Annotated in this window: 23 protein-coding genes; 13 read left to right on the forward strand and 10 right to left on the reverse strand. The window is 64.5% G+C overall.

All coding sequences use genetic code 11. The features are described from left to right. Window positions 1-28: 28 nt before the first annotated feature. The 3 genes from ACVWY5_RS38865 to dnaK form a co-directional block, all read right to left on the reverse strand. On the reverse strand, window positions 29-631 hold the full coding sequence (locus ACVWY5_RS38865) for a class I SAM-dependent methyltransferase (RefSeq protein WP_028335768.1): 603 nt from the start codon (window positions 629-631) through the stop codon (window positions 29-31). A gap of 99 nt (window positions 632-730) precedes the next feature. Further along, window positions 731-1858, reverse strand: coding sequence for a molecular chaperone DnaJ (dnaJ, locus tag ACVWY5_RS38870; RefSeq protein ID WP_028335769.1), 1128 nt, complete (start codon window positions 1856-1858; stop codon window positions 731-733). Window positions 1859-2006: 148 nt separating this feature from the next. Beyond that, entirely contained in the window at window positions 2007-3908 is a 1902-nt protein-coding gene (dnaK, locus tag ACVWY5_RS38875) for a molecular chaperone DnaK (protein ID WP_028335770.1), read from the reverse strand. 567 nt (window positions 3909-4475) lie between these two features. Here dnaK and ACVWY5_RS38880 point away from each other — a divergent pair. The 4 genes from ACVWY5_RS38880 to ACVWY5_RS38895 all read left to right on the forward strand — a co-directional run bounded on the left by ACVWY5_RS38880 (window position 4476) and on the right by ACVWY5_RS38895 (window position 7577). Then, entirely contained in the window at window positions 4476-5411 is a 936-nt protein-coding gene (locus tag ACVWY5_RS38880; RefSeq protein ID WP_028335772.1) for a hypothetical protein, read from the forward strand. 84 nt (window positions 5412-5495) lie between these two features. Then, window positions 5496-6206: a bifunctional nicotinamidase/pyrazinamidase gene (gene pncA, locus ACVWY5_RS38885; RefSeq protein ID WP_028335773.1), complete on the forward strand. Its 711-nt coding sequence runs from the start codon at window positions 5496-5498 to the stop codon at window positions 6204-6206. 22 nt (window positions 6207-6228) lie between these two features. Continuing rightward, window positions 6229-7083 carry a helix-turn-helix domain-containing protein gene (locus ACVWY5_RS38890; protein WP_028335774.1) on the forward strand — a complete coding sequence of 285 codons (855 nt, stop codon included), beginning with the start codon at window positions 6229-6231 and terminating at the stop codon, window positions 7081-7083. A gap of 68 nt (window positions 7084-7151) precedes the next feature. Next, window positions 7152-7577 (forward strand): VOC family protein, encoded by a 426-nt coding sequence (locus ACVWY5_RS38895; protein WP_028335775.1) that lies wholly within the window; start codon window positions 7152-7154, stop codon window positions 7575-7577. Window positions 7578-7626: 49 nt separating this feature from the next. Here ACVWY5_RS38895 and grpE read toward each other — a convergent pair whose 3' ends face one another. Beyond that, window positions 7627-8232: a nucleotide exchange factor GrpE gene (gene grpE, locus ACVWY5_RS38900; RefSeq protein WP_028335776.1), complete on the reverse strand. Its 606-nt coding sequence runs from the start codon at window positions 8230-8232 to the stop codon at window positions 7627-7629. Between the two features lie 166 nt (window positions 8233-8398). Continuing rightward, the gene (gene hrcA / locus ACVWY5_RS38905) at window positions 8399-9487 is read right to left on the reverse strand and encodes a heat-inducible transcriptional repressor HrcA (RefSeq protein ID WP_028335777.1); all 1089 of its coding nucleotides are present in this window, start codon (window positions 9485-9487) and stop codon (window positions 8399-8401) included. A gap of 170 nt (window positions 9488-9657) precedes the next feature. Between hrcA and rph the strand changes: the two genes are divergently transcribed. The 3 genes from rph to hemW are packed head-to-tail and all read left to right on the forward strand — an operon-like array spanning window position 9658 to window position 12162. Then, the gene (gene rph / locus ACVWY5_RS38910; RefSeq protein ID WP_028335778.1) at window positions 9658-10371 is read left to right on the forward strand and encodes a ribonuclease PH; all 714 of its coding nucleotides are present in this window, start codon (window positions 9658-9660) and stop codon (window positions 10369-10371) included. 11 nt (window positions 10372-10382) lie between these two features. Further along, window positions 10383-11018, forward strand: coding sequence for an RdgB/HAM1 family non-canonical purine NTP pyrophosphatase (gene rdgB / locus ACVWY5_RS38915; RefSeq protein ID WP_028335779.1), 636 nt, complete (start codon window positions 10383-10385; stop codon window positions 11016-11018). After that, window positions 11005-12162 carry a radical SAM family heme chaperone HemW gene (gene hemW / locus ACVWY5_RS38920; protein WP_028335780.1) on the forward strand — a complete coding sequence of 386 codons (1158 nt, stop codon included), beginning with the start codon at window positions 11005-11007 and terminating at the stop codon, window positions 12160-12162. Before rdgB ends, hemW begins: the two co-directional genes overlap by 14 nt. A 192-nt stretch (window positions 12163-12354) precedes the next feature. Here the strand turns inward: hemW and ACVWY5_RS38925 are convergent, their stop codons facing one another. Continuing rightward, window positions 12355-13569: a penicillin-binding protein activator gene (locus ACVWY5_RS38925; protein ID WP_028335781.1), complete on the reverse strand. Its 1215-nt coding sequence runs from the start codon at window positions 13567-13569 to the stop codon at window positions 12355-12357. A 206-nt stretch (window positions 13570-13775) separates the two neighbouring features. Between ACVWY5_RS38925 and rsmI the strand changes: the two genes are divergently transcribed. The 4 genes from rsmI to ACVWY5_RS38945 all read left to right on the forward strand — a co-directional run bounded on the left by rsmI (window position 13776) and on the right by ACVWY5_RS38945 (window position 17236). Next, window positions 13776-14729, forward strand: coding sequence for a 16S rRNA (cytidine(1402)-2'-O)-methyltransferase (gene rsmI / locus ACVWY5_RS38930; protein WP_028335782.1), 954 nt, complete (start codon window positions 13776-13778; stop codon window positions 14727-14729). Continuing rightward, window positions 14716-15099, forward strand: a complete 384-nt coding sequence (locus tag ACVWY5_RS38935) for a YraN family protein (RefSeq protein WP_028335783.1) — start codon at window positions 14716-14718, stop codon at window positions 15097-15099. Before rsmI ends, ACVWY5_RS38935 begins: the two co-directional genes overlap by 14 nt. A 30-nt stretch (window positions 15100-15129) precedes the next feature. After that, on the forward strand, window positions 15130-16077 hold the full coding sequence (gene gshB / locus ACVWY5_RS38940; RefSeq protein ID WP_028335784.1) for a glutathione synthase: 948 nt from the start codon (window positions 15130-15132) through the stop codon (window positions 16075-16077). Window positions 16078-16264: 187 nt separating this feature from the next. Further along, on the forward strand, window positions 16265-17236 hold the full coding sequence (locus ACVWY5_RS38945; RefSeq protein WP_028335785.1) for an MBL fold metallo-hydrolase: 972 nt from the start codon (window positions 16265-16267) through the stop codon (window positions 17234-17236). A 95-nt stretch (window positions 17237-17331) separates the two neighbouring features. Here ACVWY5_RS38945 and fsrB read toward each other — a convergent pair whose 3' ends face one another. The 3 genes from fsrB to ACVWY5_RS38960 all read right to left on the reverse strand — a co-directional run bounded on the left by fsrB (window position 17332) and on the right by ACVWY5_RS38960 (window position 21954). Continuing rightward, entirely contained in the window at window positions 17332-18621 is a 1290-nt protein-coding gene (fsrB, locus tag ACVWY5_RS38950; RefSeq protein ID WP_028335786.1) for a siderophore utilization protein FsrB, read from the reverse strand. A gap of 26 nt (window positions 18622-18647) precedes the next feature. Further along, window positions 18648-20639 (reverse strand): TonB-dependent siderophore receptor, encoded by a 1992-nt coding sequence (locus tag ACVWY5_RS38955; RefSeq protein ID WP_028335787.1) that lies wholly within the window; start codon window positions 20637-20639, stop codon window positions 18648-18650. 1165 nt (window positions 20640-21804) lie between these two features. Next, window positions 21805-21954, reverse strand: coding sequence for a hypothetical protein (locus ACVWY5_RS38960; RefSeq protein ID WP_321176968.1), 150 nt, complete (start codon window positions 21952-21954; stop codon window positions 21805-21807). Here ACVWY5_RS38960 and ACVWY5_RS38965 point away from each other — a divergent pair. Then, window positions 21953-22783 (forward strand): DUF3800 domain-containing protein, encoded by an 831-nt coding sequence (locus tag ACVWY5_RS38965; RefSeq protein WP_038377714.1) that lies wholly within the window; start codon window positions 21953-21955, stop codon window positions 22781-22783. The genes ACVWY5_RS38960 and ACVWY5_RS38965 overlap by 2 nt on opposite strands. A gap of 253 nt (window positions 22784-23036) precedes the next feature. On the opposite strand, the gene ACVWY5_RS38970 is transcribed toward ACVWY5_RS38965, so the two are convergent. Continuing rightward, on the reverse strand, window positions 23037-23999 hold the full coding sequence (locus tag ACVWY5_RS38970; RefSeq protein WP_028335790.1) for an IS1595 family transposase: 963 nt from the start codon (window positions 23997-23999) through the stop codon (window positions 23037-23039). Window positions 24000-24122: 123 nt separating this feature from the next. Here ACVWY5_RS38970 and ACVWY5_RS38975 point away from each other — a divergent pair, with 123 nt between their 5' ends. Next, on the forward strand, window positions 24123-25661 hold the full coding sequence (locus ACVWY5_RS38975; protein ID WP_028335791.1) for a YifB family Mg chelatase-like AAA ATPase: 1539 nt from the start codon (window positions 24123-24125) through the stop codon (window positions 25659-25661). Window positions 25662-25735 lie beyond the last annotated feature (74 nt).

The raw sequence follows: 25735 nt of genomic DNA on the forward strand, positions 1-25735 counted from the left end.
GCACGCCCGGCGCGACGGCGCCGGGTGGTCAGCCCTTGCGATACACCCAGACCCGCGCGGGCGGAAGGTTCATCCAGATCCGCTCGGAGGCCTCTGTGGACACGCCCGGCAGCGACTTCGGAATCGGAGGCACCACCGAATAGGTGAACTGAATGAACGGCGCGCCGGGTGCGAGCGCCAGGAAGGCGTCACGGACGAGCCTCAGGCGGGTCAGCATCGGCTTGGTGACGAGCGGCAGACCGGAGACCACGGCCGAGGCGGGAGATTTCAGCACCTCCCACAGCGTATCGCGCAGCCTATAGGCGTCCCCCTGGACGACCCTGGCGTGCGGGTAGCGTTCGCGCAGCAAGGCGCAGAAGCCGGGATTGTATTCGACCAGGACGAGACGCTTTTGATCCACGCCGTGCTCGATCAGCGCGTTGGTAATCGCCCCGGTGCCGGGTCCAAGTTCGACGACCGGCCCTTCGGCGTCGGGATCGACATATTGCGCCATGGTGCGGGCGAGCAGCCGTCCGGACGGCATCACCGCGCCCATATGCAGCGGCTTCTCCATCCATGAACGGAGAAATCGAACCTCGTCGTCGAGACGGAGGGGCTTCTTCGACGCACGCACGGACGATTGCAAAGGCATGTCGCTACCAGGCGGGGACCGCACAATCGAGCGGTTGTCAGAAAACAGTCACAAAGACGTATAGGTCGAAGTCGTTACGGTCAAGCATAACGACTGCGGCTAGACGGAGCGATTGCCAAAGAAGTCCTTGACCTTAGAGAAGAAACCCGCTGCCTCCGGCTGGGTTGCGCCGGACGACAGCTTTTCGAACTCCATCAGCAGCTCTTGCTGTTTCTTGGTCAGATTCTGCGGCGTTTCGACCACGACCTGGACATACATGTCGCCGGTCTGACGCGAGCGGAGCACCGGCATACCCTTTGATGCGATGCGGAATCGCCGGCTGGATTGGGTGCCGGCCGGCACCTTCACCTTGGTCTTGCCCTTGTCGATGGTCGGCACCTCGAATTCGCCGCCAAGCGCTGCGGTCACCATCGAGATCGGCACGCGGCAGTGCAGGTCGGCGCCGTCGCGCTGGAAGAACTGGTGCGTGGTCAGCGATAGGAAGATGTAGAGGTCGCCGGGCGGTCCGCCGCGGACACCGGCCTCGCCTTCACCGGCGAGACGAATGCGGGTGCCGTCCTCGACGCCGGGGGGAATGTTGACCGACAGCGTGCGCTCGCGCGTCACCCGGCCGGAACCGGCGCAGGAGGTGCAGGCATCCTCGATCGTCTGGCCGCGACCCTGACAGCCGGGACAGGTCCGCTCCAGCGTAAAGAAGCCCTGGGCCTGCCGGACACGGCCGGCGCCGCCGCAATGCGAGCAGGTCTTCGGCTTGGTGCCGGCCTTGGCGCCGGTGCCCGAGCAGGATTCGCAGGTGACCGAAACCGGAATCTCGATCTGCGCGGTCTTGCCCTGGAAGGCCTCCTCGAGCGTGATCTCCATGTTGTAGCGCAGATCGGCGCCGCGCTCGCGGCCGCCGCTGCGGCGCTGCCCGGCCATGCCGAACAGGTCCTCGAAAATGTCGGAGAAGGATGAGGCGAAGCCGGCGCCGAAGCCGGGACCGCCGCCGCCCATGCCCTGCTCGAAAGCGGCATGGCCGAAGCGGTCATAGGCGGCGCGCTTGTCGCCGTCCTTCAGCACCTCATAGGCTTCGTTGATTTCCTTGAACCGGACTTCGCTGGTGGCGTCGCCCGGATTCTTGTCCGGATGCCATTTCATCGCGAGCTTGCGGAAAGCCGATTTCAGCTTGGTCTCGTCCGCGTTCCGCTCAACCTCGAGGGTCTCGTAATAGCAGCGCTTGGTGGACATCCTTCAATTCCGTCCGAAGTTCGTCGCCATCGCCAAGGATTGCGCCTGTCTGGAAGATGCAGTGATCGCCTTAAAGAAAAATGACCCCCACTCCTCCGAGACGCGGCGCGTGCTCTTTGGTGTGAGGGCCATGATCGCAAGCCCGCGCCTAAGCAGACTTCTTGTTGTTCTTGTCGTCGTCGACCTCGGTGAACTCCGCGTCGACAACGTCATCCTTAGCAGCGTCCTTGGCCGCATCGGCCTCGGCCTGCTGCTTGTACATGGCCTCGCCGAGCTTCATCGAAGCCTGCGCCAGCGTGTTGGTCTTGGCCTTGATCGCCTCGGCGTCGTCGCCCTTCAGCGCTTCCTTGAGGTCGCTGACGGCGTCTTCGATCGCGCGGCGCTCGGTGTCGGCGATCTTCGAACCGTGTTCGGCCAGAGCCTTCTCGGTCGAGTGAACCAGACCGTCGGCATGGTTCTTGGCGTCGACAGCCTCGCGGCGCTTCTTGTCCTCGGCCGCGTTGACCTCGGCGTCCTTGACCATCTTGTCGATGTCGGCCTCGGACAGACCGCCGGATGCCTGGATCCGGATCTGCTGTTCCTTGCCGGTCGCCTTGTCCTTGGCCGAGACGTTGACGATGCCGTTGGCGTCGATGTCGAAGGTCACCTCGATCTGCGGCATGCCGCGCGGAGCCGGCGGAATGCCCATCAGGTCGAACTGGCCGAGCATCTTGTTGTCGGCCGCCATTTCACGCTCGCCCTGGAAGACCCGGATGGTGACGGCGCCCTGATTGTCTTCGGCGGTCGAGAACACCTGGCTCTTCTTGGTCGGGATCGTGGTGTTGCGGTCGATGATGCGGGTGAACACGCCGCCCAGCGTCTCGATGCCCAGCGACAGCGGGGTCACGTCGAGCAGCAGCACGTCCTTGACGTCGCCCTGCAGCACGCCGGCCTGGATCGCAGCGCCGATCGCGACGACCTCGTCGGGATTGACGCCCTTGTGCGGCTCCTTGCCGAAGAACTGCTTCACGACTTCCTGGATCTTCGGCATGCGGGTCATGCCACCGACCAGCACCACTTCGCCGATCTCGCCGGCGGTCAGGCCGGCATCCTTCAGCGCCTTGCGGCACGGCTCGATGGTCTTCTCGACGAGATCGGCCACCAGCGCCTCGAACTTGGCGCGGGTCAGCTTCATCGTCAGATGCTTCGGACCGGTCTGGTCAGCCGTGATGAACGGCAGGTTGATTTCGGTCTGCGTGGTCGACGACAGCTCGATCTTGGCCTTCTCCGCAGCTTCCTTCAGGCGCTGCAGGGCGAGCTTGTCGTTGCGCAGGTTGATGCCCTGCTCCTTCTGGAATTCGTCGGCGAGATAGCCGACCAGGCGCATGTCGAAATCTTCACCGCCGAGGAAGGTATCGCCGTTGGTCGACTTCACCTCGAACACGCCGTCGCCGATCTCGAGGATCGAGACGTCGAAGGTGCCGCCGCCGAGGTCGTACACGGCGATCGTGCCGGACTTCGACTTGTCGAGACCGTAGGCGAGCGCGGCAGCCGTCGGCTCGTTGATGATGCGCAGCACTTCGAGGCCGGCGATCTTGCCGGCGTCCTTGGTGGCCTGACGCTGCGCGTCGTTGAAATAGGCGGGAACCGTGATGACGGCCTGCTCGACCTTCTGGCCGAGATGCGCCTCAGCGGTCTCCTTCATCTTCTGCAGAATGAAGGCCGAAACCTGCGAGGGCGAATAGGTCTTGCCATCGGCTTCGACCCAGGCGTCGCCGTTCGATGCCTTGACGATCTTGTAGGGAACGAGCTTCTTGTCCTTCTCGACCATCGGGTCGTCATAGCGGCGGCCAATGAGGCGCTTCACCGCGAAGAACGTACGCTCGGGATTGGTCACCGCCTGGCGCTTCGCCGGCTGGCCGACGAGGCGCTCGCCATCGTCAGTGAAGGCAACGATCGACGGCGTCGTCCGCATGCCCTCGGCATTCTCGATCACCTTGGCGTTCTTGCCATCCATTACGGCGACGCACGAATTCGTGGTGCCGAGGTCGATCCCAATGACCTTACCCATGGTTTTCATATCCTCTTTGCTACGGCAGGTTGGTTGGGCCCTGACGGCGCTCCGTACCGAACCCCCAGACGTTCACATACTCGCGATATTGCGACGGTGAGCCTGATATAGGAGAGAGGGTCCTGCCCGCAAGGACTGGACGCAACGTTGAGGCCTGAAAAGACTGACGTTTGAAAGATTGTGTCAGCCCGGCTGCAGCGCCGGTTCAAGCCCGATCCAAGTTAACAAGTCGGCAATGATGCCGCCGGCCGTCGACCGCGAACATCCGCCACGCGACGTCCGCGCTGTTGAGTGAACACTCACAAACGTCGTATGCGAGAGCGGCGCACAGGCCGAGGGCGCGCTGTTTGGCCGCTGGTGGCCGATCGTCGGAAACGTCGGGAAACTGGAAAGTGCCAGCCAATCGGGACGAAAAGCCCATGGAATCGGGCCTGCAGGCCCGGAGCGCGGCTTTGGCGGCCTGTTGCAGGGTCATCAAAACCGCTAAAAGCGGTCCGACTGAAAGAGGCGATCCAGCCCTGCACCGGCCCCGTTGCGCGGCCACCAAGCAAAACCGGTAGATCCCCCATGACGCCTTTCCGACTTCTCGTTGCGGTTGCCTTGCTGCTTGCTGCCACCTGTCGTGGCTTTGCCGCCGACGTGGTGTTTCCGCCGGGCGCGCATGTCGGGATGAAGCCGCTGGTGGGCCTCAACCGCGCCAGGTCGTTCATCGGCTTCGAGACCGAGGACCAGGGCGTGAAGGTCTTGATCGCCGATCTGCCCGCGGACGCCTACAACGAGGTCGTGAGCGCCTTCAAGGCCAACCCGGCCGGTAGCGGAAACATCAAGCCGGAGAGCCTCGAGACGCCGGCGGGCCTCGCCTATTACACCGTGGAGAGCGCGCGTGACGGCACCACCAATGTGCGGCGCTATTCCATGATCCTGCCGGGACCGACCTTCTCCGGCTATGTCGCGGTCCAGGTGCCGGAGAACGCCAGCAAGATCTACACCGACGACGCCGTGCGGCAGATGTTCGCCACCGCCCAGATCCGCAAAGAGGTGCCGGTCGACGAACAGCTCGGCATGATGCCGTTCAAGGTCACCGAGCTCGGCAGCTTCAAGAATGTCCGCATGCTGGCGCCGGGCGCCGCGCTGCTGATGGCCGACGGCGACGACAGGGGCCTTGAGACCAAGCCCTTCATGCTGCTTGGCATCATCGGCTCGGCCCCGGCCACACCGGATGATCGCGGCCGCTTCGCCCAGCAGATCGCCACCACCATCCCCGGCGTGCGCGACGGCCGGATCACAATGTCCGAACCGATCCGGATCGACGGCCAGCCCGGCTTCGAGACGCGCATCGACGCCGTCAGCGGCAAGGACAATACTCCGGTGACCATCGTGCAGTGGCTGCGGTTCGGCGCACAGACATCGATGCGCATCATCGGCAGCTCCCCGCGCACCGATTGGGAGAAGGCCTTCCCGCGATTCCGCGCGGTGCGCGACGGCATCCAGCCGCGCGGCTGACAGGCCCGCCGAAAAATCGGACTTTCGCAGCTCCACGAACGGAACTAGCCTCCTCGCACGGTTATCAGAGCGAGGAGGGGCGCGATGTTGGATCGACGACAGGTCGTTGCAGGGCTCGGTACGCTGGCGCTTGCCGCGCTGGTTCCAAAACATCTCTGGGCGGCTGCGATCAAGCCCGACGACGGCGCCGCGCTGCTCGTGATCGACGTCCAGAACTGCTTCCTGCCCGGCGGCAGCCTCGCGGTGAAGGACGGCGAGCAGGTGGTGCCGGTGATCAACCGGATCGCCAAGAGCTTTGCCAATGTGGTGATGACGCAGGACTGGCACACGCCCGGACACATCTCCTTTGCCTCGACCCATTCCGGCAAGAAGCCGTTCGAGACCGTCGACCTTGCCTATGGCAAGCAGGTGCTGTGGCCCGACCACTGCGTGCAGGGCACCGACGGCGCTTCGCTGTCGAAGGAACTCGCGATCCCGCAGGCCGAGCTGATCATCCGCAAGGGTTTTCACAAGGACGTCGACAGCTACTCCGCCTTCACCGAGGCCGATGGCAAGACCACCACCGGGCTCGCCGCCTATCTGAAGGCGCGCAACGTCGAGCGGGTTTTCGTGGCCGGGCTCGCCACCGATTTCTGCGTGGCATGGACCGCGCTCGATGCGCGCAAGGCCGGCTTCGAGACCTATGTGGTGGAAGATGCCTGCCGCGGCATCGACACCCAGGGATCGCTCGCCAAGGCCTGGGACGACATGGCCAAGGCCGGCGTCAAGCGCATCCAGTCCTCGGATATCGCGTAGGACGCTGCCTCGCGAGATCCGCATGGCCGAGTCTGCGTCACCCCTTGCATTCGATCTCGCGCAGCGCCTGCCATCGCCGCGCCTGGCGGGCCTGATCGTCCGGATCACCGGTTATCGCGAGACCGCAACCGGCCGGTTCGCACAACGACAGACCGCGCCGCTGATCGTCCCGCTGATCATCAGTTTCGGCTCGCCGTTCCTGATCGCGCTGTCGCGCGAGCCCGGCGCGGCCGATCGTCAGCTCAGCTTCGCCGCCGGCCTGCATGCCGGGCCTGTCTACATCGAGTCCGACGGCCACGCCGCCTGCGTGCAGGTCGATTTCACTCCGCTCGGCGCCTACGGCTTCTTCGGCGCCGCCGTGACCGATCTGGTCGGGCGCATGGTCGATATCGACGATGTGCTCGGCCATGATGGCCGTCGTCTGCGCGAGCAACTCGGCGCCGTGACGTGCTGGCAGCGCCGCTTCGACCTGATCGAGGCGTTCGTGCTGCGCCGCGCCGGCCACATGCCGTCTCCCGAAGTCGCGTTCGCCTATCGAAGACTGGCGCGGGCGGCCGGCACTATCAGCATCACGGCATTGGCCGACGAGATCGGCTGGAGCCGCAAGCATCTGGCCGGCCGGTTTCGGTCCGAACTCGGCCTCGCCCCCAAATCGCTGGCGCGCATGATGCGGTTTCACCGGGCGAGCCGGCTGGCACAAAGCGGCGCAGCGCTCGGCTGGGCGGGGATCGCGGCGGAAAGCGGCTATGCCGACCAGGCCCATCTCGCCCGCGAGTTCGTCGAATTCGCAGGCGAACCGCCGACCGCCTGGGCGCGCCGCCAGGCGCTGACCGACCGCCGGCTGGTTCACGCCGGCGATGGGCTGGCAGACTGGTAACAAACCTTCAAGCCAACGCCGCGTTGCCTCGTGCAGGATGGCGCCGTCAGCCAAGGAGGTGAGCGACCATGACGCACGACATCGAACCGCCCCGCATCTACCCGACCCTGCGCTGCAAGGACGCCGAGGCGATGACCAATTGGCTCACGACGGTGCTTGGGTTCAGCGAACACGTCGTCTACCGCGATGGCGGCGTGATCCATCACGCCGAGCTCGCTTACGGTTCCTCGATGCTGATGCTGGGCCAGAGCCGTGACGACGCATATGGCAGGCTGGTCGGCGACCTCGACCACCGCCGCACCGACTCGATCTATATCGCCATCGACGATCCCGACGCGCTGCACGCGAAGGTCAAGGCTGCCGGCGCCAAGATCGAGATGGAACTGCGAGACACCGACTATGGCAGCCGCGACTTCGCCTGTCGCGATCCGGAAGGCAATCTCTGGAGCTTCGGCACCTATTGGCCGAAGGCACACGAGAAGCCGCGACCGTGAGCCCGCGCAATCCGCGAGCTCACAAACGGGCAGCCGGGATCGGGACGGATCAGGCGGTGATGTCGGCGGTCGGGGCGGCCTTGGCGCCGCCCTTGGAGACGCCGACCAGGGCCGGACGCAGGATGCGCTCGCCGATCATGTAACCGGCCTGCACGACCTGCACTACGGTGCCCGACGGCACCGACGGATCAGGCACCTCGAACATCGCCTGCTGGAAGTTCGGATCGAACTTCTCGCCGATCGGGTCGAACTTCTTGACGCCGTTCTTCTCCAGCGCGTTGAGCAGCGAACGTTCGGTCAGCTCGACGCCTTCGATCAGCGCCTTCAGGCCGGGATCGGCGGCCTCCTTGGTCTCGGCCGGCACCGCGTCGAGCGCGCGCTGCAGATTGTCGGCGATATCGAGCACGTCGCGGGCAAAGCCGGTGATGCCGTAGGTCTTGGCGTCGGCGACCTCGCGGCGGGTGCGCTGGCGGAGGTTCTCCATCTCGGCCAGCGTGCGCAGCGTCCGGTCCTTCGCCTCGGCGAGTTCCTTGATCAGCGCCTCGGCCGATCCGGCCTCGGGCTCGTCAGGCATGATGTAGGGCTTCGAGACCACGGGCTCACCCGTCGGCGCCGAATTCTCGGTGTTGTCATTGGCCCGGTTCGGATCGGTCATGGCTTGCCTTCTCGAAAACTCGCGTCGGTTCAAATCTTGGGGATTGCTTGGCCGGGATATCGTGCTTTGGGCGGCGAAAATCAAGCGCAACATACCGGTCTCGGGAACTGGGATCTCCGGCTTGGGTGAAGAAAACCCGTCAAATGGAAGCGAAATCGCCCTCCGGTCAGCCGCCCAGCATCTTGCTGACGATGCGCGCGGCATAGTCCACCGTCGGGATCACCCGCGCATAGTTCAGCCGCGTCGGTCCGATCACGCCGAGGACGCCCACGATCCGCCCCTGGGCGTCGCCGTATGGCGCGATGATGGTCGAGGAACCCGACAGCGAGAACAGCTTGTTCTCCGAGCCGATGAAGATCCGCACGCCCTCGCCGCGTTCGGCGCGGCCGAGCAGATCGATCACGCCGCGCTTGGTTTCGAGATCGTCGAACAGCGACTTGATGCGCTCGAGGTCGTCGAGCGCATGCAGGTCCTCGAGCAGATTGGCGTGACCGCGCACGATCAGCTGGCGGTCCTCGTTCTTGCCGCCGGACCAGCTCGCGATGCCCGCCGCGACCACCTTTTGCGTGAGCTGATCGAGCTCGGCGCGGTTTTGCGTCAGTGCCGTCTCGAGCTCGAGCCGCGCTTCGGCCAGCGTCCGGCCGCGGATCCGCGCATTGAGGAAGTTGGTTGCTTCGGTCAGGGCCGAGGATGGAACACCCGGCGGCAGCGCCAGCACGCGGTTTTCGACCTGGCCGTCTTCGCCGACCAGCACGACCAGCGCCTTCTCCGGCTCGAGCCGCACAAACTCGATGTGCTTAAGCCGCGCATTCGACTTTTGCGTCAGCACCACCGCCGCGGCGCGGGTCAGTCCCGACAGCCGCGTCAAGGCTTCGCCAAGCGCGGCCTCGACAGATTGCGCGCGTCCGACGGCAGCAAGCTGGGTCTGGATCGATTGACGCTCGGCCTCGGTGAGGTCGCCGACCTGCATCAGCGCATCGACGAAGAAGCGCAGCCCGAGTTCGGTCGGCAACCGGCCGGCGGAGGTGTGCGGCGCATAGATCAGGCCGAGCTGCTCGAGATCCGACATCACATTGCGGACCGAGGCCGGCGACAGCGGTAATGCGATCAGGCGTGAAATGTTGCGCGAACCGACCGGCTCGCCGGTCGCGAGGTAGCTTTCGACGATTTGACGAAAAATGTCGCGCGAACGCTCGTTGAGCTGGGCGAGCCCGGCATGCGGCGCGATCAGGCCAATCGGATCGTGGTGAGTCACACTCCAGTCCCTCACAATTACTGCATAATTTGTCGATCCGGGAGGCCGATGACAAGCATGCATTCGGCCCCCTCGTACCGGACCATACCGGGGCCGAAAACCCTTGCCGCTGCCCCTTCCCGCTCCTACAAGCACGGCCAGCCAATTTTCTCGGATTTCTGGAGGATTTCATGCGGCCAAGCCGCCGTGCACCCGATGAACTGCGTCCCGTGTCGCTGGAACGCGGCGTCGTCAAATATGCCGAGGGTTCCTGCATGGTGAAGTTCGGCGACACCCATGTGCTGGTGACCGCCACGCTGGAAGAGCGGTTGCCGCCGTGGCTGAAGGGACAGGGCCGCGGCTGGGTCACCGCCGAATACGGCATGCTGCCGCGTGCCACCCTGGAACGCACCCGCCGCGAGGCCTCGGCCGGCAAGCAGGGCGGCCGGACGGTCGAGATCCAGCGGCTGATCGGCCGCTCGCTGCGCGCGGCGGTCGATCTTGAGGCGCTCGGCGAACGCCAGATCACGGTCGATTGCGACGTCATCCAGGCCGACGGCGGCACCCGCACCGCCTCGATCACCGGTGCCTGGGTGGCGCTGGCCGACTGCATCAACTGGATGAAGACCCGCAACATGCTGAAGGCCAATGTGTTGCGCGACAATGTGGCGGCGATCTCCTGCGGCATCTACCAGGGCACGCCGGTGCTCGATCTCGACTATGCCGAGGATTCCGAAGCCGACACCGACGCCAATTTCGTCATGACCGGTGACGGCCGGATCATCGAGGTGCAGGGCACCGCCGAGAAGACGCCGCTCTCGGAAGGCGAATTCCTGGCGCTGATGGCGCTGGCGCGCAAAGGTGTCGCGCGTCTGGTCGACTTGCAAAAGATCGCGGTGGCGTAGTCAGATTGGCCATGCACCGCCGAATCACCGGAAAGCTCGTCATCGCCACCCATAATCCCGGCAAGCTTGCCGAGATGCGGGAACTGCTGGCGCCGCACGGCGTGGAGGTGGTGTCGGCCGGCGAGCTCGATCTCGCCGAGCCCGAGGAGACCGGCGACAATTTTCGCGCCAACGCGGCGATCAAGGCGATCGCGGCTGCGAAGGCGACCGGACTGCCCGCCTTCGCCGACGATTCCGGCCTCGTGGTTGACGCGCTCGACGGCGCGCCCGGGATCTACTCGGCGCGCTGGGCCGGCGAGGGCAAGGACTTCATGGCGGCGATGACGCGGATCGAGCGGCTGCTGCAGGAACGCGGCGCCACCGCACCGGACCGGCGCAAGGCGCACTTTGTGTCGGCGTTGTGCGTGGCCTGGCCCGACGATCATCTCGAGGAGGTCGAGGCCCGCGTCGATGGAACCCTGGTCTGGCCGCCGCGTGGCAGTGCCGGCTTTGGCTACGATCCGGCTTTCCTGCCGGATGGCTACACGCGGACCTTCGGCGAGATGACCAGCATCGAGAAGCACGGCCTGCCGCCGCTCGGGCTCGGCCTGTCGCATCGCGCCCGCGCCTTCGTGAAGCTCGCGGAGATCTGCCTTGAGCCACGCTGACCGAGAAGCCTTCGGCGTCTACGTGCACTGGCCGTTCTGCCTGTCGAAATGCCCGTATTGTGATTTCAACAGCCACGTGCGGCATGCGCCGGTCGACGAGGAGCGTTTCGTGCGCGCGTTCGCCCGCGAGATCGAGACGACCGCCGCGCGCGTGCCGGGGCGGCAGGTGTCCTCGATCTTCCTCGGCGGCGGCACGCCGTCGCTGATGCAGCCGCAGACCGTCGGTGCCGTGCTCGATGCCATCGCCAAGCACTGGACGGTGGCGCGCGATGTCGAGGTCACGCTCGAGGCCAATCCGACCAGCGTCGAGGCGACGCGCTTTCGCGGCTATCGCGCAGCCGGCGTCAACCGCGTCTCGCTGGGCGTGCAGGCGCTCGATGACGCCTCGCTGAAGGCGCTGGGCCGCCTGCACACCGCCCGCGAGGCGCTCGACGCGGTCGCGATCGCGCGCGCTGCGTTCGACCGTTACTCGTTCGATCTGATCTATGCCCGCCCCGACCAGACGCCGCGGATGTGGGCCGATGAACTGAAGCAGGCGATCTCGGAAGCGGCCGAGCATCTGTCGCTCTACCAGCTCACGATCGAGGAAGGCACGCCGTTCTTCGGACTGCATGCCGCCGGCAAATTGCAGACGCCGGATGAAGCGACCGCGCGCGCGCTCTACGACGTGACGCAGGAGGTCTGCGCCCGCGAGGGATTGCCGGCCTATGAGATCTCCAATCACGCCCGCGCCGGCGCGGAGTGCAAGCACAACCTCGTCTACTGGCGCGGTGAGGAATATGCCGGCATCGGCCCCGGCGCACATGGAAGGCTCGACATCGATGGCGTCAGGCACGCGACCGCAACCGAGCGGCGCCCCGAGGCTTGGCTGTTGAACGTCGAGGAGCGCGGTCACGGCGTTGTCAGCGATGACAGCCTCAACAGCGAAGAGCGCGCCGACGAGTTTCTGCTGATGGGGCTGCGGCTCGCCGAGGGCATCGATCCCAAGCGCTATGCGAAGCTCTCCGGCCGCCAGCTCGACCCGCACCGGATCGCGACGCTGCGCGAGGAAGGCGCGATCGCCGTCGACGCCGACGGACGGCTCCGCGTGACCAAGTCGGGATTCCCGGTGCTCGACGCGGTCGTTGCGGATCTCGCCGCCTAAAGCATGATGAGATTAGGTTGAATCGTCATCGCGACTTAGCTCTTTGTTTGAGCATGATCTTTTCGGAAAACCGCTTCGCACTTTTCCGGATCATGCTTTAGGTGCACGCTGCCAAAATATCGAAAACAACCCCATGCAAAGGAGCCGGCGGGTGCCGGCGCTCGACAAGGCAGCTTGACCGCCCGACGAAAATTAGGCGCCAAAACTCTTCGGCGAGCCTGCGACCGGCGTGCTGCCGCCTGAGGCCACCTTCATGACCGCAAGGCCGCGCTCATTGGTGCCGTCGGAGCGGAAGCGGAACAAACCGTCGATACCGGCAAAGCCGGACGGATTGGTCAGCGTCTCCGGCGCAAAGCGCTGCGCCCCTTGCGTGCGTGCGAGCGCCGCCATCAGCGCCACCGCATCATAGGCAAGCGTCGCGGTGCGCACCGGCTCGCCGCCATATTTGCTGCGGTAGCGGCCGGCGAAGCTGCGGAAGCCGGACGGATCGGGCGCGGCGTAGAGGCCGCCCTGCAAGACGGGGCTCGCGAACACCCGCGGATTGTCCCACAGCCCGGTGCCGAGCAGCTGGATGTTGCGCAGGTTGGCGCCGGCTGCGGTCAAGGCATCGGCGGTCGCGACGACCGAATCACCATCGTCGGCGATCAGCAGCGCATCGGCCTGGCCGAGCGCCTGCGCCACGGTTCGCGCCGGCGTCGCGCGATCGGCGCCATATTTCTCGAATGCGACGACGCGGCCGTTCTTGCGGCCGACCGCCTGCTTGAACGCGGCCTCGACCACGTTGCCATAGGCATTGTCCGGCACCATCGCGGCGAACGAGCGCTTTCCGATCCCCGCCGAGTAGTCGACGATGCGGTTGATATCGGACTCGGGCAGGAAGCTCAGCAGATAGACGCCGCGCCCGGCCACGCTCGAATCGGTGGAGAACGCGATCACCGAGGTTCCGCGCGGCCGCGTCAGTTGCGCGACGGCCGGCACCGAGCCTGCGAACAGCGGCCCCAGAATGATCTCGGCGCCTTCGGACAGTGCCTGCTGGGCACCCTGCGATGCGCCCTGCGGGCTGCCGCCATCGTCCTTGATCAGGAGCTGGATGTTCGGGTTCTGAAATTCCGCCAGCGCCATTTCGGCCGCGTTCCGCATCGACTGGGCGGCAAGCCCGGCATTGCCGGAAGCCGACAGCGGCAGGATCAGGCCGATCTTGACCTGCCCGGTGCCGACCGCCTGCGGTTGCTGCTGCGGTCCGGCGGGACCGCCTTCCTGGTTGCCGCCGAACGGAGTGGAAAACTGGCTCAAGCTCTGCTGCACGCCGGAACACGCCGTCAGCAACGGCGCGCCCACGATGAGGCCGAGCGCGGTCCGCCGGGTGGTGCCCGACGGCGGGGACTTGCGGTGATGCGGGCCTTCCATCGTCTCTCTTCTCTTGGCCGACCGTGATCAGCCAGGACTCCATCCAGCTCTGATGAGGCGGGTGGATTCAGGCATATTCTCGGCGAATAGTTAACTAAAACAAAAGGATTATGGCCCCGCGGGCCTCCATTTCCCCGTCAGGCAGCGTTCCGTCACCGCCGTTTGCGGATGTGGCGCAAGCGCTGCCATCCCTCTAGATTGGAATTATGCGCGCAAAAGCCAGTTCCCTCCACAGTTCGGATGCCACGACAGGCGCTGCGGCCAGAACCTTTTCGATCGGCGGCCAGCAATTGGCCGCGCCAAGGGCTGCACCCGGGCTCCATCTGGTCGCGACCCCGATCGGAAATCTTGCCGACATCACCCTGCGCGCGCTGGAAACGCTGGCCGGTGTCGACGTCATCGCCTGCGAGGACACAAGGATCACGCGCCGGCTGACCGAGCGCTATGCGATCGCCGCCGAGCTCGCGCTCTACCACGAGCACAATGCGGCCCAGGCCCGCCCCAAGATCCTGGAGCGCCTGGCGCAGGGCGCCGCGATCGCGCTGGTCTCGGACGCGGGCACGCCGCTGATCTCCGATCCCGGCTTCAAGCTGGTGCGCGACGTCTGCGCCGCCGGGCATGCCGTCATCGCGGTGCCGGGGCCATCATCGGTGCTGACGGCGTTGTCGGTCGCGGCATTGCCGACCGACCGGTTTTTCTTCGAGGGATTTTTGCCCGCGAAGGAGCACGCGCGTCGCGCCCGGCTCAACGAGCTGGCGAGGGTCGATTCGACGCTCGTGATGTTCGAATCGGGCAATCGCGTACAGGACACGCTGCGCGATCTCGCCACGATCATGGCCGGCCGCGATGCCGCGATCTGCCGCGAGCTGACCAAGCTGCACGAGGAGATCACGCGCGCGCCGGTCGCCGAGCTGGCGGCAAGCGCGGACGCGCTGGAAACACGCGGCGAGTTCGTGCTGGTCATCGGACCTCCGGCCGATGATGCCGGGGTGATGGACCAGGATACGCTCGACGATCTGCTGCGGGCGCAGCTCGGCCGCGGCAGCGTCAAGGATGCGGTTGCCCATGCGGTCGAACTGTCGGGCCGGCCGCGCCGCGAGGTCTATGCCCGTGCCCTCGAGCTTGCGAAGACCATCGGGGACGGCAATGGCGAAGACTGACAGCGCCTCGCCCGAGCGCGTCGCGGCGTTCCGGACCGGCATCTCGGCGGAGAGCCGCGCCGCAGCCCTTCTGATCGCCAAGGGCTATCGCATCCTAGCACGACGCTTCCGTACCCCCTTTGGCGAGATCGACCTGGTGGTGCGCCGGCGCAATCTGCTGGCCTTCGTCGAGGTCAAGGCCCGTGCCAGTCTCGACGACGCCGCCTATGCGGTGACGCCGCGCCAGCAGCTGCGCATCATCAATGCCGCCCAGGCCTGGCTGATGGCGCATCCCGAACATGCCGAATTTGAGCTCAGATTCGACGCCGTGCTGATTGCGCCGAAGAGCCTGCCGCGCCATCTGTTAGCGGCATTCGATGCAAGCCCTTAACGTTATCCTCAGACCTCGCGGAACATGCCTATGAAATTGAAGATCGCCGTCCAGATGGATCCCATCGCGCGCATCAATATTCGCGGCGATTCGACCTTTGCGCTGCTGCTCGAGGCGCAGAAACGCGGCCACGGCATTTCCTACTACACGCCCGACAAGCTATCGCTGCGCGGCGAGGAGCTGGTGGCGCCGGTGCAGCCTCTCACCGTGCGCGACGAGGTCGGCAATCACTTCACACTGGGCGAGCCGAAGCGCGAGGCGCTCAACGGCTTCGACGTCGTGCTGCTGCGTCAGGATCCGCCGTTCGACCTCGCCTACATCACCTCGACTCATTTCCTCGAGCGCATCCATCCGAAGACGCTGGTCGTCAACGACCCGGCCAGCGTGCGCAACGCGCCGGAAAAGCTGTTCGTGATGAATTTCCCGCAGCTGATGCCGCCGACCCTGATCTCGCGCGATCTCGACGAGATCAACGCATTCCGCGACCAGCATGGCGCCGTCGTCATGAAGCCGTTGCACGGCCATGGCGGCGCCGCCGTCTTCCGCGTGATGCCGCAGGACATGAACTTCGGCTCGCTGTTCGACATGTTCTCCGTCACGTTCAAGGAGCCCTGGGTGATCCAGCGCTTCCTCCCCGAGGTGAAGCATGGCGACAAGCGCATCATCCTGGTCGACGGCGAGTTCGCCGGCGCCGTCAACCGCGTGCCGGCGGCGGACGATCTGCGCTCCAACATGGTCCGTGGCGGCGCAGCCGCTGCGACCGAGCTCTCCGATCGCGAGCGCGAGATCTGCGCCACGCTCGGACCTGCGCTGCGCGAACGCGGCCTGCTGTTCGTCGGCATCGACGTGATCGACGGCAACCTCACCGAGATCAACGTCACCTCGCCGACCGGCATCCGCGCAATCCAGCGGCTCAATGGCCCCGACGTCGCGGCGATGATCTGGGATACCATCGAGAAGAAGCGCGCCGCCAGATAACCCTCCCTTGTGCGCCGCACAGCCGGCTGAAATCCAGTCGGCGTTCGACCACGCATGCGTTCTCCTTATTCTTCTTGCCAGCTTGCGCAGGCGAGGGCAGCATCCTCTTGCCTGCGTCAGGTCAAGCAGCGGGTCAACGCGCGGGCAACAACGCGAAAATATCATAAAAATTGTGGAGGAAGACGTTATGACGCTCAATGTCTCACGACGATCCTTGCTCGCGCTCGGTGCCGGTCTCGGCGCCAGCACCCTGCTCGGGGGCACCGCACAGGCACGCGCGCCGAAGCTCGGCACGCAGACACCCTACTGGCACCGCTTCATGCTCGGCGAAGCCGAAGTGACCGTCGTATCCGACGGGCCGCTTCCGCTCGGCGACCCCTCCGGCACCTTCACAGGTGTGCCGAAGGAGGAGGTGAAGAAGATGCTCTCCGACAACTTCCTCTCGCCCGACAATGTCGTGCTCGAGCAGAATTCGCCGATCGTCAACACCGGCGACAAGCTGATCCTGTTCGATACCGGCATGGGCACCTCGAAGGCCTTCGGTCCGACCACCGGCCGGCAGCAGAAGAGCATGAAGGAAGCCGGCATCAAGCCGGAGGACATCGACGCGGTCGTGCTGTCGCACGCGCATATCGATCATATCGGCGGCATTGTCGGCGCCGACGACAAGCCGCTGTTTCCGAATGCGCAGTACTACATCGCCCAGAGCGATCTCGAGTTCTGGACCGACGAAGGCAAGATGGGCAGCCCGTTGAAGGATTTCATCGTGCATGCCCGCAAGAACCTGCTGCCGGTGCGCGACCGCATCGTGTTCTTCAAGGACGGCCAGGAATTCCTGCCCGGCGTGACGGCAATCGCAGCGCCCGGCCACACCGTGGGCCACACCATCTTCATGGTGAGCTCGGGCGGCAAATCCTTCGCGTTCCTCGGCGACCTCTCGCATCACGCGGTGCTGCTGCTGGAGCGTCCGCGGATGGAATTCTCCTACGACACCGATCCGAAGCAGGCGGCCGCGTCGCGGGTCAAGCTGCTGGAGATGCTGGCCGCGAACAAGACGGCCGTGATGTCCTATCACTTCGCCTGGCCGGGCTACGGCCACGTCGCCAAGGTCGGCGAAGGCTTCCACTACTATCCAGAGCCGATGCAGATGAACCTGTGACGGGCTGATTGCGAAGATGGACTGCCTCGGGAGCGGCCGCCGCCGCTCCCGAATGCATTTGCCGCCCGGTGTAATGAGACCACGGGACGACCGGCCTATTCGGCCGGCGCAAGGCGGCTCTCGGAGCGAGTGCGCATCGTCTCGCGCGCGCCAATCCGCGCACGACGTTTGCGCCACCAGATCACGACGCCCGTCACCGACAGCGCCGCGACCACCAATCCCATCAGCGAGATCAGGATGCGCCCGGGCAACCCGGCGATCCGGCCGGAATGCAACGGAAACTGCATCTGCACGAACACGTCGGCCGCGGTGCCGACCCATGGCAGCCGCTCGCCGAGCGGACGGCCGTCCTCGCTGTCGTAGTAAAGCTGCGCCGGCCCGACGCCCGCGGCGCCGTGTTCGTCGCCCCGCTCGAAGAATGCGACCGCATAGACGCCGTGGGCCGGACCATAATTGATCGAACCGATCGGTGTGATCCAGCCGCGGGCCTTGCCGTCGGCCGCGGCCCGCGTGGCGATCTCCGCGTAGGTCATTCTTGGCTCGATCGGATCGTCAAGATGACGGTATGGTCGCTGCTCGTAGGGCGTCGGCGTGTAGTTGGACACGGTCTTCATCAACGGCGAGAACACCTCAAAATAGAGGTTCAGCGAGAATGCCGTGAATGCGATCACGAACAGCAAGGCCCAGGTCCACAGGCTGAAGGCGCGATGAATGTCGAAATTGATTCGATAGGCGCTGCCTGAGGTCTTGATCTTCCAGGCCGGCGCCCAGCGGGTCCAGAAACCCTTGCCGCGCCGGCCTGATATCACCGACGCCCGTTCCGCCTTTGCACGCCGCCGCGACGGCAGGGTCAGGTAGAAGCCGACCAAACAATCGATCGTCCAGATCACGGCGATGACGCCGAGGAAGCGCATGCCCCAGCGATCGCTGCCCCAGAATTCGGGGATATGCATCGTGTAGTGCAGTTTGTAGAGGAACGAGACGAAGTTTTCGCGGGTCACCGGCCAGACCGCGCCCCAATAGCGGCGTCCGAGCTCGACGCCGGTGTTCGGATCAAGGAAGACCTGGTTGTAGTCGACCGCGTAACGTGTGCCGGTCGCCGGATCGATCCGCGGCAGCACGAAGAACCACAGCGACTCTCCTTTTTCCGCCGTCATGAACATGTGGACGACCCGGGCGCGATGATCGCGCTGCTCGATCAGCCGGACGAGCTCGACCGACGGGATCGCGGGTCCGGAGCTCGTCACCTCGAACAGCTTCCTGTTGAGCACATCGTCGATCTCGTGGTCCCACGAGATGATCGCGCCGGTGATGCCCGAGAAGAACAGGAAGGCCGCGGTGAGAAGGCCTGCCCAGCGATGCAGTCGTCCGAAGATGGGTCTCATGGGGATTTCAGCAAGTTGTGGGGTGATCACCAGCGATAGGTCAGCTTCGCGATCGCCTTGCGGCCCTCCGCGTAGAAGCAGCTGGTGTTGCCGTAGCAGGCTGCCACGTAGCGCGTATCGGCGAGGTTGGTGACGTTGAGCGAGAGGCGATAATTGTCCCTGGTATAGGCGACGAGCGCATCGACGACCGTGGATGCCGGCACCTTGAAGGTGTTGGCGTCGTCACCGAACGTCGATCCGACATAGCGGACGCCGCCCCCGAACTGGACGCCGGCGAGCGGGCCGCCCTGAACGGTGTAATCGCCCCACAGCGAGAAGCGATTGAGCGGCACGGTGGTCGGCGCCTTGCCGACATTGACTGGATCCTTGGTGACGACCGCGTCGACATAGGCGTAGCCGCCGCGGATGTTGACGCCCTCGACCAGCGTCGCGGTGCCTTCGAGCTCGACGCCGCGCGACCTGACCTCGCCGGTCTGCTCCGCGAAATAGAACGGCGGGGCGTAGGTGACGACGTTGGATCGGGTCAGGTCGAAGGCGGCCAGCGTGATTAGCGCGTTGATGCCGACCGGCTGGTACTTGACGCCGACTTCGTACTGGACGCCGCTTTCCGGCTTCAGCAGCTCGCCGGCGGCATTGACGCTCAGCACCGGCAGGAATGATTCCGAATAGCTGAAATAGGGCGCGATGCCATTGTCGAAATTGTACATGACAGCGGCGCGGCCGGTGAATGCCGAGGCGTCGGTCGACGTCGACGTTTTCGCGAGATTGTTGTCGAGGTCCGTGGTGACGAAATCCTGCCGCCCGCCAAGCAGGAACGACAGCCGGCCGAGCTGGATCTGGTCCTGCAGATAGAGGCCGGCCTGCGACTGCTTGATGCCGGTGTCGTCATACGGTCCGTTGTTGGTCCAGGTGTTGGTATAGACCGGCGCAAAGACGTTGAGCTTGCCGGTGCTGTAGCTCGAGGCCATGTCGCGGAACGAGGTGTTGCGGTAATCGACGCCGAACAGCGTCGTGTGGCTTAGCATGCCGGTGACGAACTTGCCCTGCAGCTGGTTGTCGACCGCGAAGGAATCGATCGTCGAGCTGCCGCCGGCGCCGCCGCGCGACAGCAGGCCCGCGGCCTCGTCGGCGGCCGATGCATAACCGGTGCCGTAGAAGCTCTTCTGCTCGTTGTGCATCCACGAATAGCGCAGGTTCTGGCGGAAGGTCAGCGCGTCGTTGATGTCGTGCGACAGCATGTAGCCGACCGAGGATTGTTCGGTGTCGAACTGGTTGAAGCCGGGCTCGCCGACGAAGCGCGTATTCGGAATGTAGCGGCCGTTATTGGCCCAGACGGTGCCGGACGGCGGCAGGAATTGCAGGCCCCAGCCGGTGCGTTCCTTCTGGTAGTTCGCGAGGAAGGTGATCGTGGTGTCCTCGTTCGGCTTCACGGTGACGGCGGGCGCGATGAAGACGCGATTGTCTTTGGTGTAGTCGACCTGGGTCTCACCATCGCGCGCGACGCCGGTCAGGCGCCACAACACCGTTCCTTCCTTGTTGGCGCGGCCGCCGATATCGAACTCGCCCTGATAGCGGTTGAAGCTGCCGCCCGACAGCGACACTTCCCCGAACTCGCGTGCAGTCGGCAGCTTGCTGACATAGTTGAGGATGCCGCCGGTGCCACTGCCGCCAAACATCGCCGACGATGGCCCCTTCAGGACCTCGAGACGCTCGGCTCCGTACGGATCGAGCCCGAGGAAGTGCACATAGTTGCTGCTCGGCAGCCGCAGGCCGTCGAGATAGAGTCCCGGCATCGTCATGTCGAAGCCGCGGATCTGCAGGCCGCCGAAGCGGGTGTCCGATCCGCCATTCACGTCGCCGCTGACACCGGCGGTGTAGCGCAATGCCGCGCCCACCGATTCCGCACCCTGGTTCCTGATCTGGTCCGTCGTGACGACCGAGATCGATTGCGGGATTTCGATCAGCGGCGTGTCGGTCTTGGTCGCCGAGCCCGAACGCGTGGCAACGAACCCAACCACCGGACCGCCGGCTCGCTCACCGGCGCCGGCACCGGATCGTGCCGCCGCTGGCGGCGTCGCCTGCTGGGATCGAGCCACACGATTGGCGCGGCTCGCGCGTGCGGTCACTGGACGACGAACCGGTTTTGCATTCGCAGTGATCGCGCGCTGCTGAGGTGCATCCACGCTGACCGGCGGCAGTTCCGATTGCGCGTCGGCGCGTTCGATCGTGACACCTGCGGCAAGGACGGCAGCGGTACACAGACCGATCGTTCGCAGCGCTGGATGTTGACGGGTGGAATGCGAAGCAAGTCGATCGATCACGCGAAGGCGCCCCTGATGTCAGCCTGGATGGATTTGTGATCCGGCTCTACAGCGCGGGGCTCGCGAGTACAGACCTCGGCAGTTGGAATAGATCGAGACTGCGCGCGCGATCAGTGTGCGATCACTGAAACAGCAAGCAAATCGACGACACGCTGCGACAATAAGCGCGCGATGCCCGTCGTGCTGGAATGATTCTTGAAAATGATTCCTGCAGTTGTCGACGACGCGAGCTGTGTTCGATCGCGCGAGGCGCGCGTCATCGCGAGCGACGCCTGACGCTTCCGCGCCGGCCGGAAGCGAATGCGCCGCGCGGTGAATTGGCACCGGGCGACCAGCCCTCGGCGCCGCGAACGTTCTTGTAATGTTCTTGCACTTGCCGCCGGGATTGTGCACTTTGCACACCCAAACGGTGGATAAGCCTTATTTTATAGTGGGTTGAGTAGGATTCGATTTTACGAAATCGCCGCTCTGGATCATGAGTCACGCAGGTTGTTACAACCGAGTCGACTCAACCGGAGATTCGCGCGCCGTGAACCCAAACCATCCGATCCCCAAAATCGTGGACGATCCATCGGTCAGACCGGTCTTCATCAATAAGGTGGTCACCGTACAGATGGACATTGAAGGGACCATTCTCCTGACCTTGGGAGACACGAGGCACGTTCCAGCTGAGGCAGTACAGCCCGGAATGACCGCCCAAATCCCCAACGCCTACATCACCACTCGCCTTGCGATTTCGCCGACGGGTGCAGCAGAGATAGTGCAGGCGCTCCAGCAGCCGCTTCAACATCTCAAAGCACTCGCCGCAGGCAGGGCAGTGAATCCATCGCCAGCGCCTCCGGGACCAAAGAACTAAGACCGGTCATTTGGCTTTGCGCTTTTTCGCGGGCGGTTTTGGTTTCTGTTTGGCGATCCTGCCCAGCCTCTCATTGAACCGCTTTTCGTTGTCGTCCGCTTCGAGGTCGCGGGCGGCTTGCTTAAACTTCTCGATTTGAGACTTTTTGACAGCCATGCCTAAAGTTTCCTACGTGGCGTACATTGACGAATCTGGCGATGATGGAGTCGCCAGTGTTCGTCCGATCGATCCGAACGGCGCGAGCGAATGGTTCGTTCTCTCCGCCTTGGTTGTCCGCTCGGAAGCTCAGCGCGAGACCGTTTGGGTGCGCGATATCCTAAAGCAGATTCGCTTAGAACAGCGCCGGACGCTGCATTTTCAGCCCCTAGACGATTGGCGGCGCGCAATGGTTTGCGCCAGCATCGCTAAACTACCAGTTCGCTGCTTTGCGGTCATCTCGAACAAAGCCAATATGCACGGCTACCGGAACAAGAAGGCGGAAGCTGCTTCGGCGCTTGCCGGCCGAACCTGGTTCTACTGGTGGATTACGCGCCTCCTATTAGAACGCGTAACCGACTTCTGCGAGCAGCGATCCTACCGCGACTATGGAGAGCCGCGCACTGTCCGGCTTGAATTTGCACGCCGTAAGGGCCTGAGATACGGGCATCTACAAGCGTATCTTTGTTGGCTCAGAATGCAGAGCAAAGCGAACGCATTATTTTTGCGGCGGGGCGATCTCAAATGGTCCGTGGTAGATCCAATTCACCAGATCGCAGCCATCGACAATTCCGAACGTGCAGGCCTTCAATTGAGCGATTCAATCGCTTCGTCGTTCTATCAGTCTGTTACCAGCTCGGACGTCTCTCCAGCAATCGCACTGGAGCCGCGTATGGCGCGAGGTCGCAACGGTCAGGTTTTTGACTACGGACTGAAGCTGATGCCCGACAACTTTCTCAGCCGCGCGACCCCTGAGCAGAGACGCATTTTCGATCACTACAAAAAGTGAGGCAGGCCCCCGGACCCTGAGGACACCGCTGGTTTGTAGTCTCACCGTCGCGGTGAGGCATCCATACGGCTGTCATGCAAAGCATGACTCGGGTTTCTTCCGGCGTTGCCTGCCTCGTGATTCTGTACCAGATTCTCGCTGTCGAATCAAGTAGTTAGCTAACCTATTGACTGCGAATCACTTTTCGCGCCGCAGGAAAGCGAACACCAGCTGTTCGCCCTTGGCGCGCATTCGATTCGCTCGCCGCTCCAGCTTACCGGGTCGGTGAGCGATCAGCGGCACGATACGTGAGTCGCTTGCCAGTCGCACCACGGATGGCTTTCTCGGCGCGATCCTGATCGTCCACTCCAAGTGCAACGCGGTTGCTGTAGCGGAAGTCGAACTCCGCCAGATAGCGATGCAAATGCTTCTCGCCGCAGTGCTGGTAAACGCCCTTCATGCCGCGCTTGAAGATCGAATAGTAGCCTTCAACGGTATTCGTCGTGATCGTCTCGGCACCGTCCTGATAGCGAACGTATTCTTCCTGCCCGTGGTTCACCGCGTCATGACTCGCATACTCGCGGCCGACCTGACGATAGTGCAGCGCCTCGTCCGTCATCAGCTTGGTTTCCCGGCTGATGTTGGCACGCAGGATCGGCGCAATATCGGCAATCGACGTGCTGTCGATATGGAAGCTGCGCGCGGAGCCGCCGCGCTCAACCAGCGTAAGCACGATGTTCTTATGCGCCGCACCGCCACGGCTGTTTTTCTTCTGACCCTGTAGACGGCCGATATAGGTTTCGTCCGACTCCACTACCTTGCCAGCGCCACCCAGAGGGCTCAGGGAGCCATCGCGCATTGCTTCGCGGATACGGTGCGCCAAGAACCACGCGCTCTTGTACTGGACTTCCAGAATGCGGTGCAGCTGGTGGCTGGAAATGCCCTTCTTGCTGGACGCGATCAGGTGCACCGCCTGCAAGCATTTGTGGAGCGGAATGCGGCAGTGCTCGAACACCGTACCGACCCGGACGGTGAACTGCTTGCGGCACTTGCCCTCGTAGCACTTCCAGAGGCCAAGCCGGGATTTGCCGTTCTTGCCCTTCACATCCTCCAAACGGCCCGCTTTCCCGACAACGCCGCAATGCGGGCACACAACGCCATCCGCCCAGAGCAGCTTTTCAAGATGCCGGAACGCGGATTTTTCGTTGTGAAAATAAGGCTTTGCAAGGATCGACATGGCGACAACCAAAATAACTAACCAATGCCAATAATCTACCCTAGGTCATTGGGTTTGTAAAGTACATAATTGTCACTTGCCGCCCGGTTCCGCTACCTTCGATTGCGGAAGAATAGGGGCAGCATGGTCCAGCGCGTTTCCACCGTCGCATTCGAGGGGATCGAGGCCCGCGCGGTCGACGTGCAGGTTCAGGTCGCGCCGGGCTTGCCGGCATTCGCGATCGTCGGCCTGCCCGACAAGGCGGTGTCGGAAGCCCGCGAACGCGTGCGTTCGGCCTTGATCGCCTCCGGCCTCGCGCTTCCTGCCCGCCGCATCACCGTCAACCTCGCGCCCGCCGACCTGCCCAAGGAGGGCAGCCATTACGACCTGCCGATCGCGCTCGGCCTGATGGCGGCGATCGGCGCGATCCCGCCGGATGCGCTGAACGGCTTCACCGTGCTCGGCGAGCTCGGGCTCGACGGCTCGATCGCGCCGGTGGCGGGCGTGCTGCCCGCGGCAATCGGCGCCAATTCGCGCGACGAGGGATTGATCTGCCCGGCCGCCTGCGGCTCGGAAGCCGCCTGGGCCAGTCCGGACATCCAGATCATCGCGGCACACTCGCTGATCCAGATCGCCAACCACTTCAAGGGCACGCAGGTGCTGTCGCGCCCGCAGCCGAAGGTGCATGAGCGCGAGGAAGCGCTGCTCGACCTGCGTGACATCAAGGGCCAGGAGAGCGCGAAACGCGCGCTCGAGATCGCCGCCGCCGGCGGTCATCATCTGTTGATGATCGGCTCGCCCGGCGCCGGCAAATCGATGCTGGCGGCGCGACTGCCCTCGATCCTGCCGCCGCTGTCGCCGTCGGAGCTGCTCGAAGTCTCGATGATCGCCTCGGTTGCCGGCGAGATCCGTGACGGCGCCTTGACCGCGCGACGCCCGTTCCGCAGCCCGCATCATTCCGCCAGCATGGCCGCGCTGACCGGCGGCGGCATGCGCGCCAAGCCGGGCGAGATCTCGCTGGCGCATCAGGGCGTGCTGTTCCTCGACGAATTGCCGGAGTTCGATCCGCGCGTGCTGGATTCGCTGCGCCAGCCGCTGGAGAACGGCGAGGTATCGGTGAGCCGGGCCAACCACCGCGTCACCTATCCGGCGCGCTTCATGCTGGTCGCGGCCATGAACCCGTGCCGTTGCGGCCACGCCTATGAGCCCGGTTATTCCTGCAAGCGCGCACCTGTCGACCGCTGCACCGCCGACTACCAGATGCGGATCTCCGGCCCGCTGATGGATCGCATCGACCTGCGGATCGAGGTGCCCGCCGTGACTGCGGCGGATTTGATCCTGCCGCCGCCGGCGGAAGGATCGGCCGAGGTTGCCGCCCGCGTCGCGGCCGCGCGCGACATCCAGCTCGCTCGCTATGCGGCTGCCGGCATGCCGCATGTCCGCACCAATGCGGAAGCGCCGAGCTCGCTGCTCGAGACCATCGCGCAGCCCGACGCGCATGGGCAGAAGCTGCTGCGCGAGGCCGCCGACACCATGCACCTCACCGCGCGCGGCTATCACCGCGTGCTGCGGGTGGCGCGCACGCTTGCCGATCTCGACGGCGCCGAGACGATCGGCCGGCTGCACCTTGCCGAAGCGCTGTCCTATCGTGCATTGGCCGACGATGTGCGCCGCGCCGCGTGATCCGAAGCGCAGCCCCGTCCCGATTCGTGCCGCAATGCCCCGCGTCAACGCGGCGGTAACGAGTTTTGTTTACG

The sequence above is a fragment of the Bradyrhizobium sp. USDA 3256 genome, from assembly GCF_054058275.1.

What these genes read in the sequence shown, in the direction of transcription:
- ACVWY5_RS38865 (WP_028335768.1), bottom strand. Translation starts at nt 631, where the DNA reads ATGCCTTTGCAATCGTCCGTGCGTGCGTCGAAGAAGCCCCTCCGTCTC.
- dnaJ (WP_028335769.1), bottom strand. Translation starts at nt 1,858, where the DNA reads ATGTCCACCAAGCGCTGCTATTACGAGACCCTCGAGGTTGAGCGGAAC.
- dnaK (WP_028335770.1), bottom strand. Translation starts at nt 3,908, where the DNA reads ATGGGTAAGGTCATTGGGATCGACCTCGGCACCACGAATTCGTGCGTC.
- ACVWY5_RS38880 (WP_028335772.1), top strand. Translation starts at nt 4,476, where the DNA reads ATGACGCCTTTCCGACTTCTCGTTGCGGTTGCCTTGCTGCTTGCTGCC.
- pncA (WP_028335773.1), top strand. Translation starts at nt 5,496, where the DNA reads ATGTTGGATCGACGACAGGTCGTTGCAGGGCTCGGTACGCTGGCGCTT.
- ACVWY5_RS38890 (WP_028335774.1), top strand. Translation starts at nt 6,229, where the DNA reads ATGGCCGAGTCTGCGTCACCCCTTGCATTCGATCTCGCGCAGCGCCTG.
- ACVWY5_RS38895 (WP_028335775.1), top strand. Translation starts at nt 7,152, where the DNA reads ATGACGCACGACATCGAACCGCCCCGCATCTACCCGACCCTGCGCTGC.
- grpE (WP_028335776.1), bottom strand. Translation starts at nt 8,232, where the DNA reads ATGACCGATCCGAACCGGGCCAATGACAACACCGAGAATTCGGCGCCG.
- rph (WP_028335778.1), top strand. Translation starts at nt 9,658, where the DNA reads ATGCGGCCAAGCCGCCGTGCACCCGATGAACTGCGTCCCGTGTCGCTG.
- rdgB (WP_028335779.1), top strand. Translation starts at nt 10,383, where the DNA reads ATGCACCGCCGAATCACCGGAAAGCTCGTCATCGCCACCCATAATCCC.
- ACVWY5_RS38925 (WP_028335781.1), bottom strand. Translation starts at nt 13,569, where the DNA reads ATGGAAGGCCCGCATCACCGCAAGTCCCCGCCGTCGGGCACCACCCGG.
- rsmI (WP_028335782.1), top strand. Translation starts at nt 13,776, where the DNA reads ATGCGCGCAAAAGCCAGTTCCCTCCACAGTTCGGATGCCACGACAGGC.
- ACVWY5_RS38935 (WP_028335783.1), top strand. Translation starts at nt 14,716, where the DNA reads ATGGCGAAGACTGACAGCGCCTCGCCCGAGCGCGTCGCGGCGTTCCGG.
- gshB (WP_028335784.1), top strand. Translation starts at nt 15,130, where the DNA reads ATGAAATTGAAGATCGCCGTCCAGATGGATCCCATCGCGCGCATCAAT.
- ACVWY5_RS38945 (WP_028335785.1), top strand. Translation starts at nt 16,265, where the DNA reads ATGACGCTCAATGTCTCACGACGATCCTTGCTCGCGCTCGGTGCCGGT.
- fsrB (WP_028335786.1), bottom strand. Translation starts at nt 18,621, where the DNA reads ATGAGACCCATCTTCGGACGACTGCATCGCTGGGCAGGCCTTCTCACC.
- ACVWY5_RS38965 (WP_038377714.1), top strand. Translation starts at nt 21,953, where the DNA reads ATGCCTAAAGTTTCCTACGTGGCGTACATTGACGAATCTGGCGATGAT.
- ACVWY5_RS38960 (WP_321176968.1), bottom strand. Translation starts at nt 21,954, where the DNA reads ATGGCTGTCAAAAAGTCTCAAATCGAGAAGTTTAAGCAAGCCGCCCGC.
- ACVWY5_RS38970 (WP_028335790.1), bottom strand. Translation starts at nt 23,999, where the DNA reads ATGTCGATCCTTGCAAAGCCTTATTTTCACAACGAAAAATCCGCGTTC.
- ACVWY5_RS38975 (WP_028335791.1), top strand. Translation starts at nt 24,123, where the DNA reads ATGGTCCAGCGCGTTTCCACCGTCGCATTCGAGGGGATCGAGGCCCGC.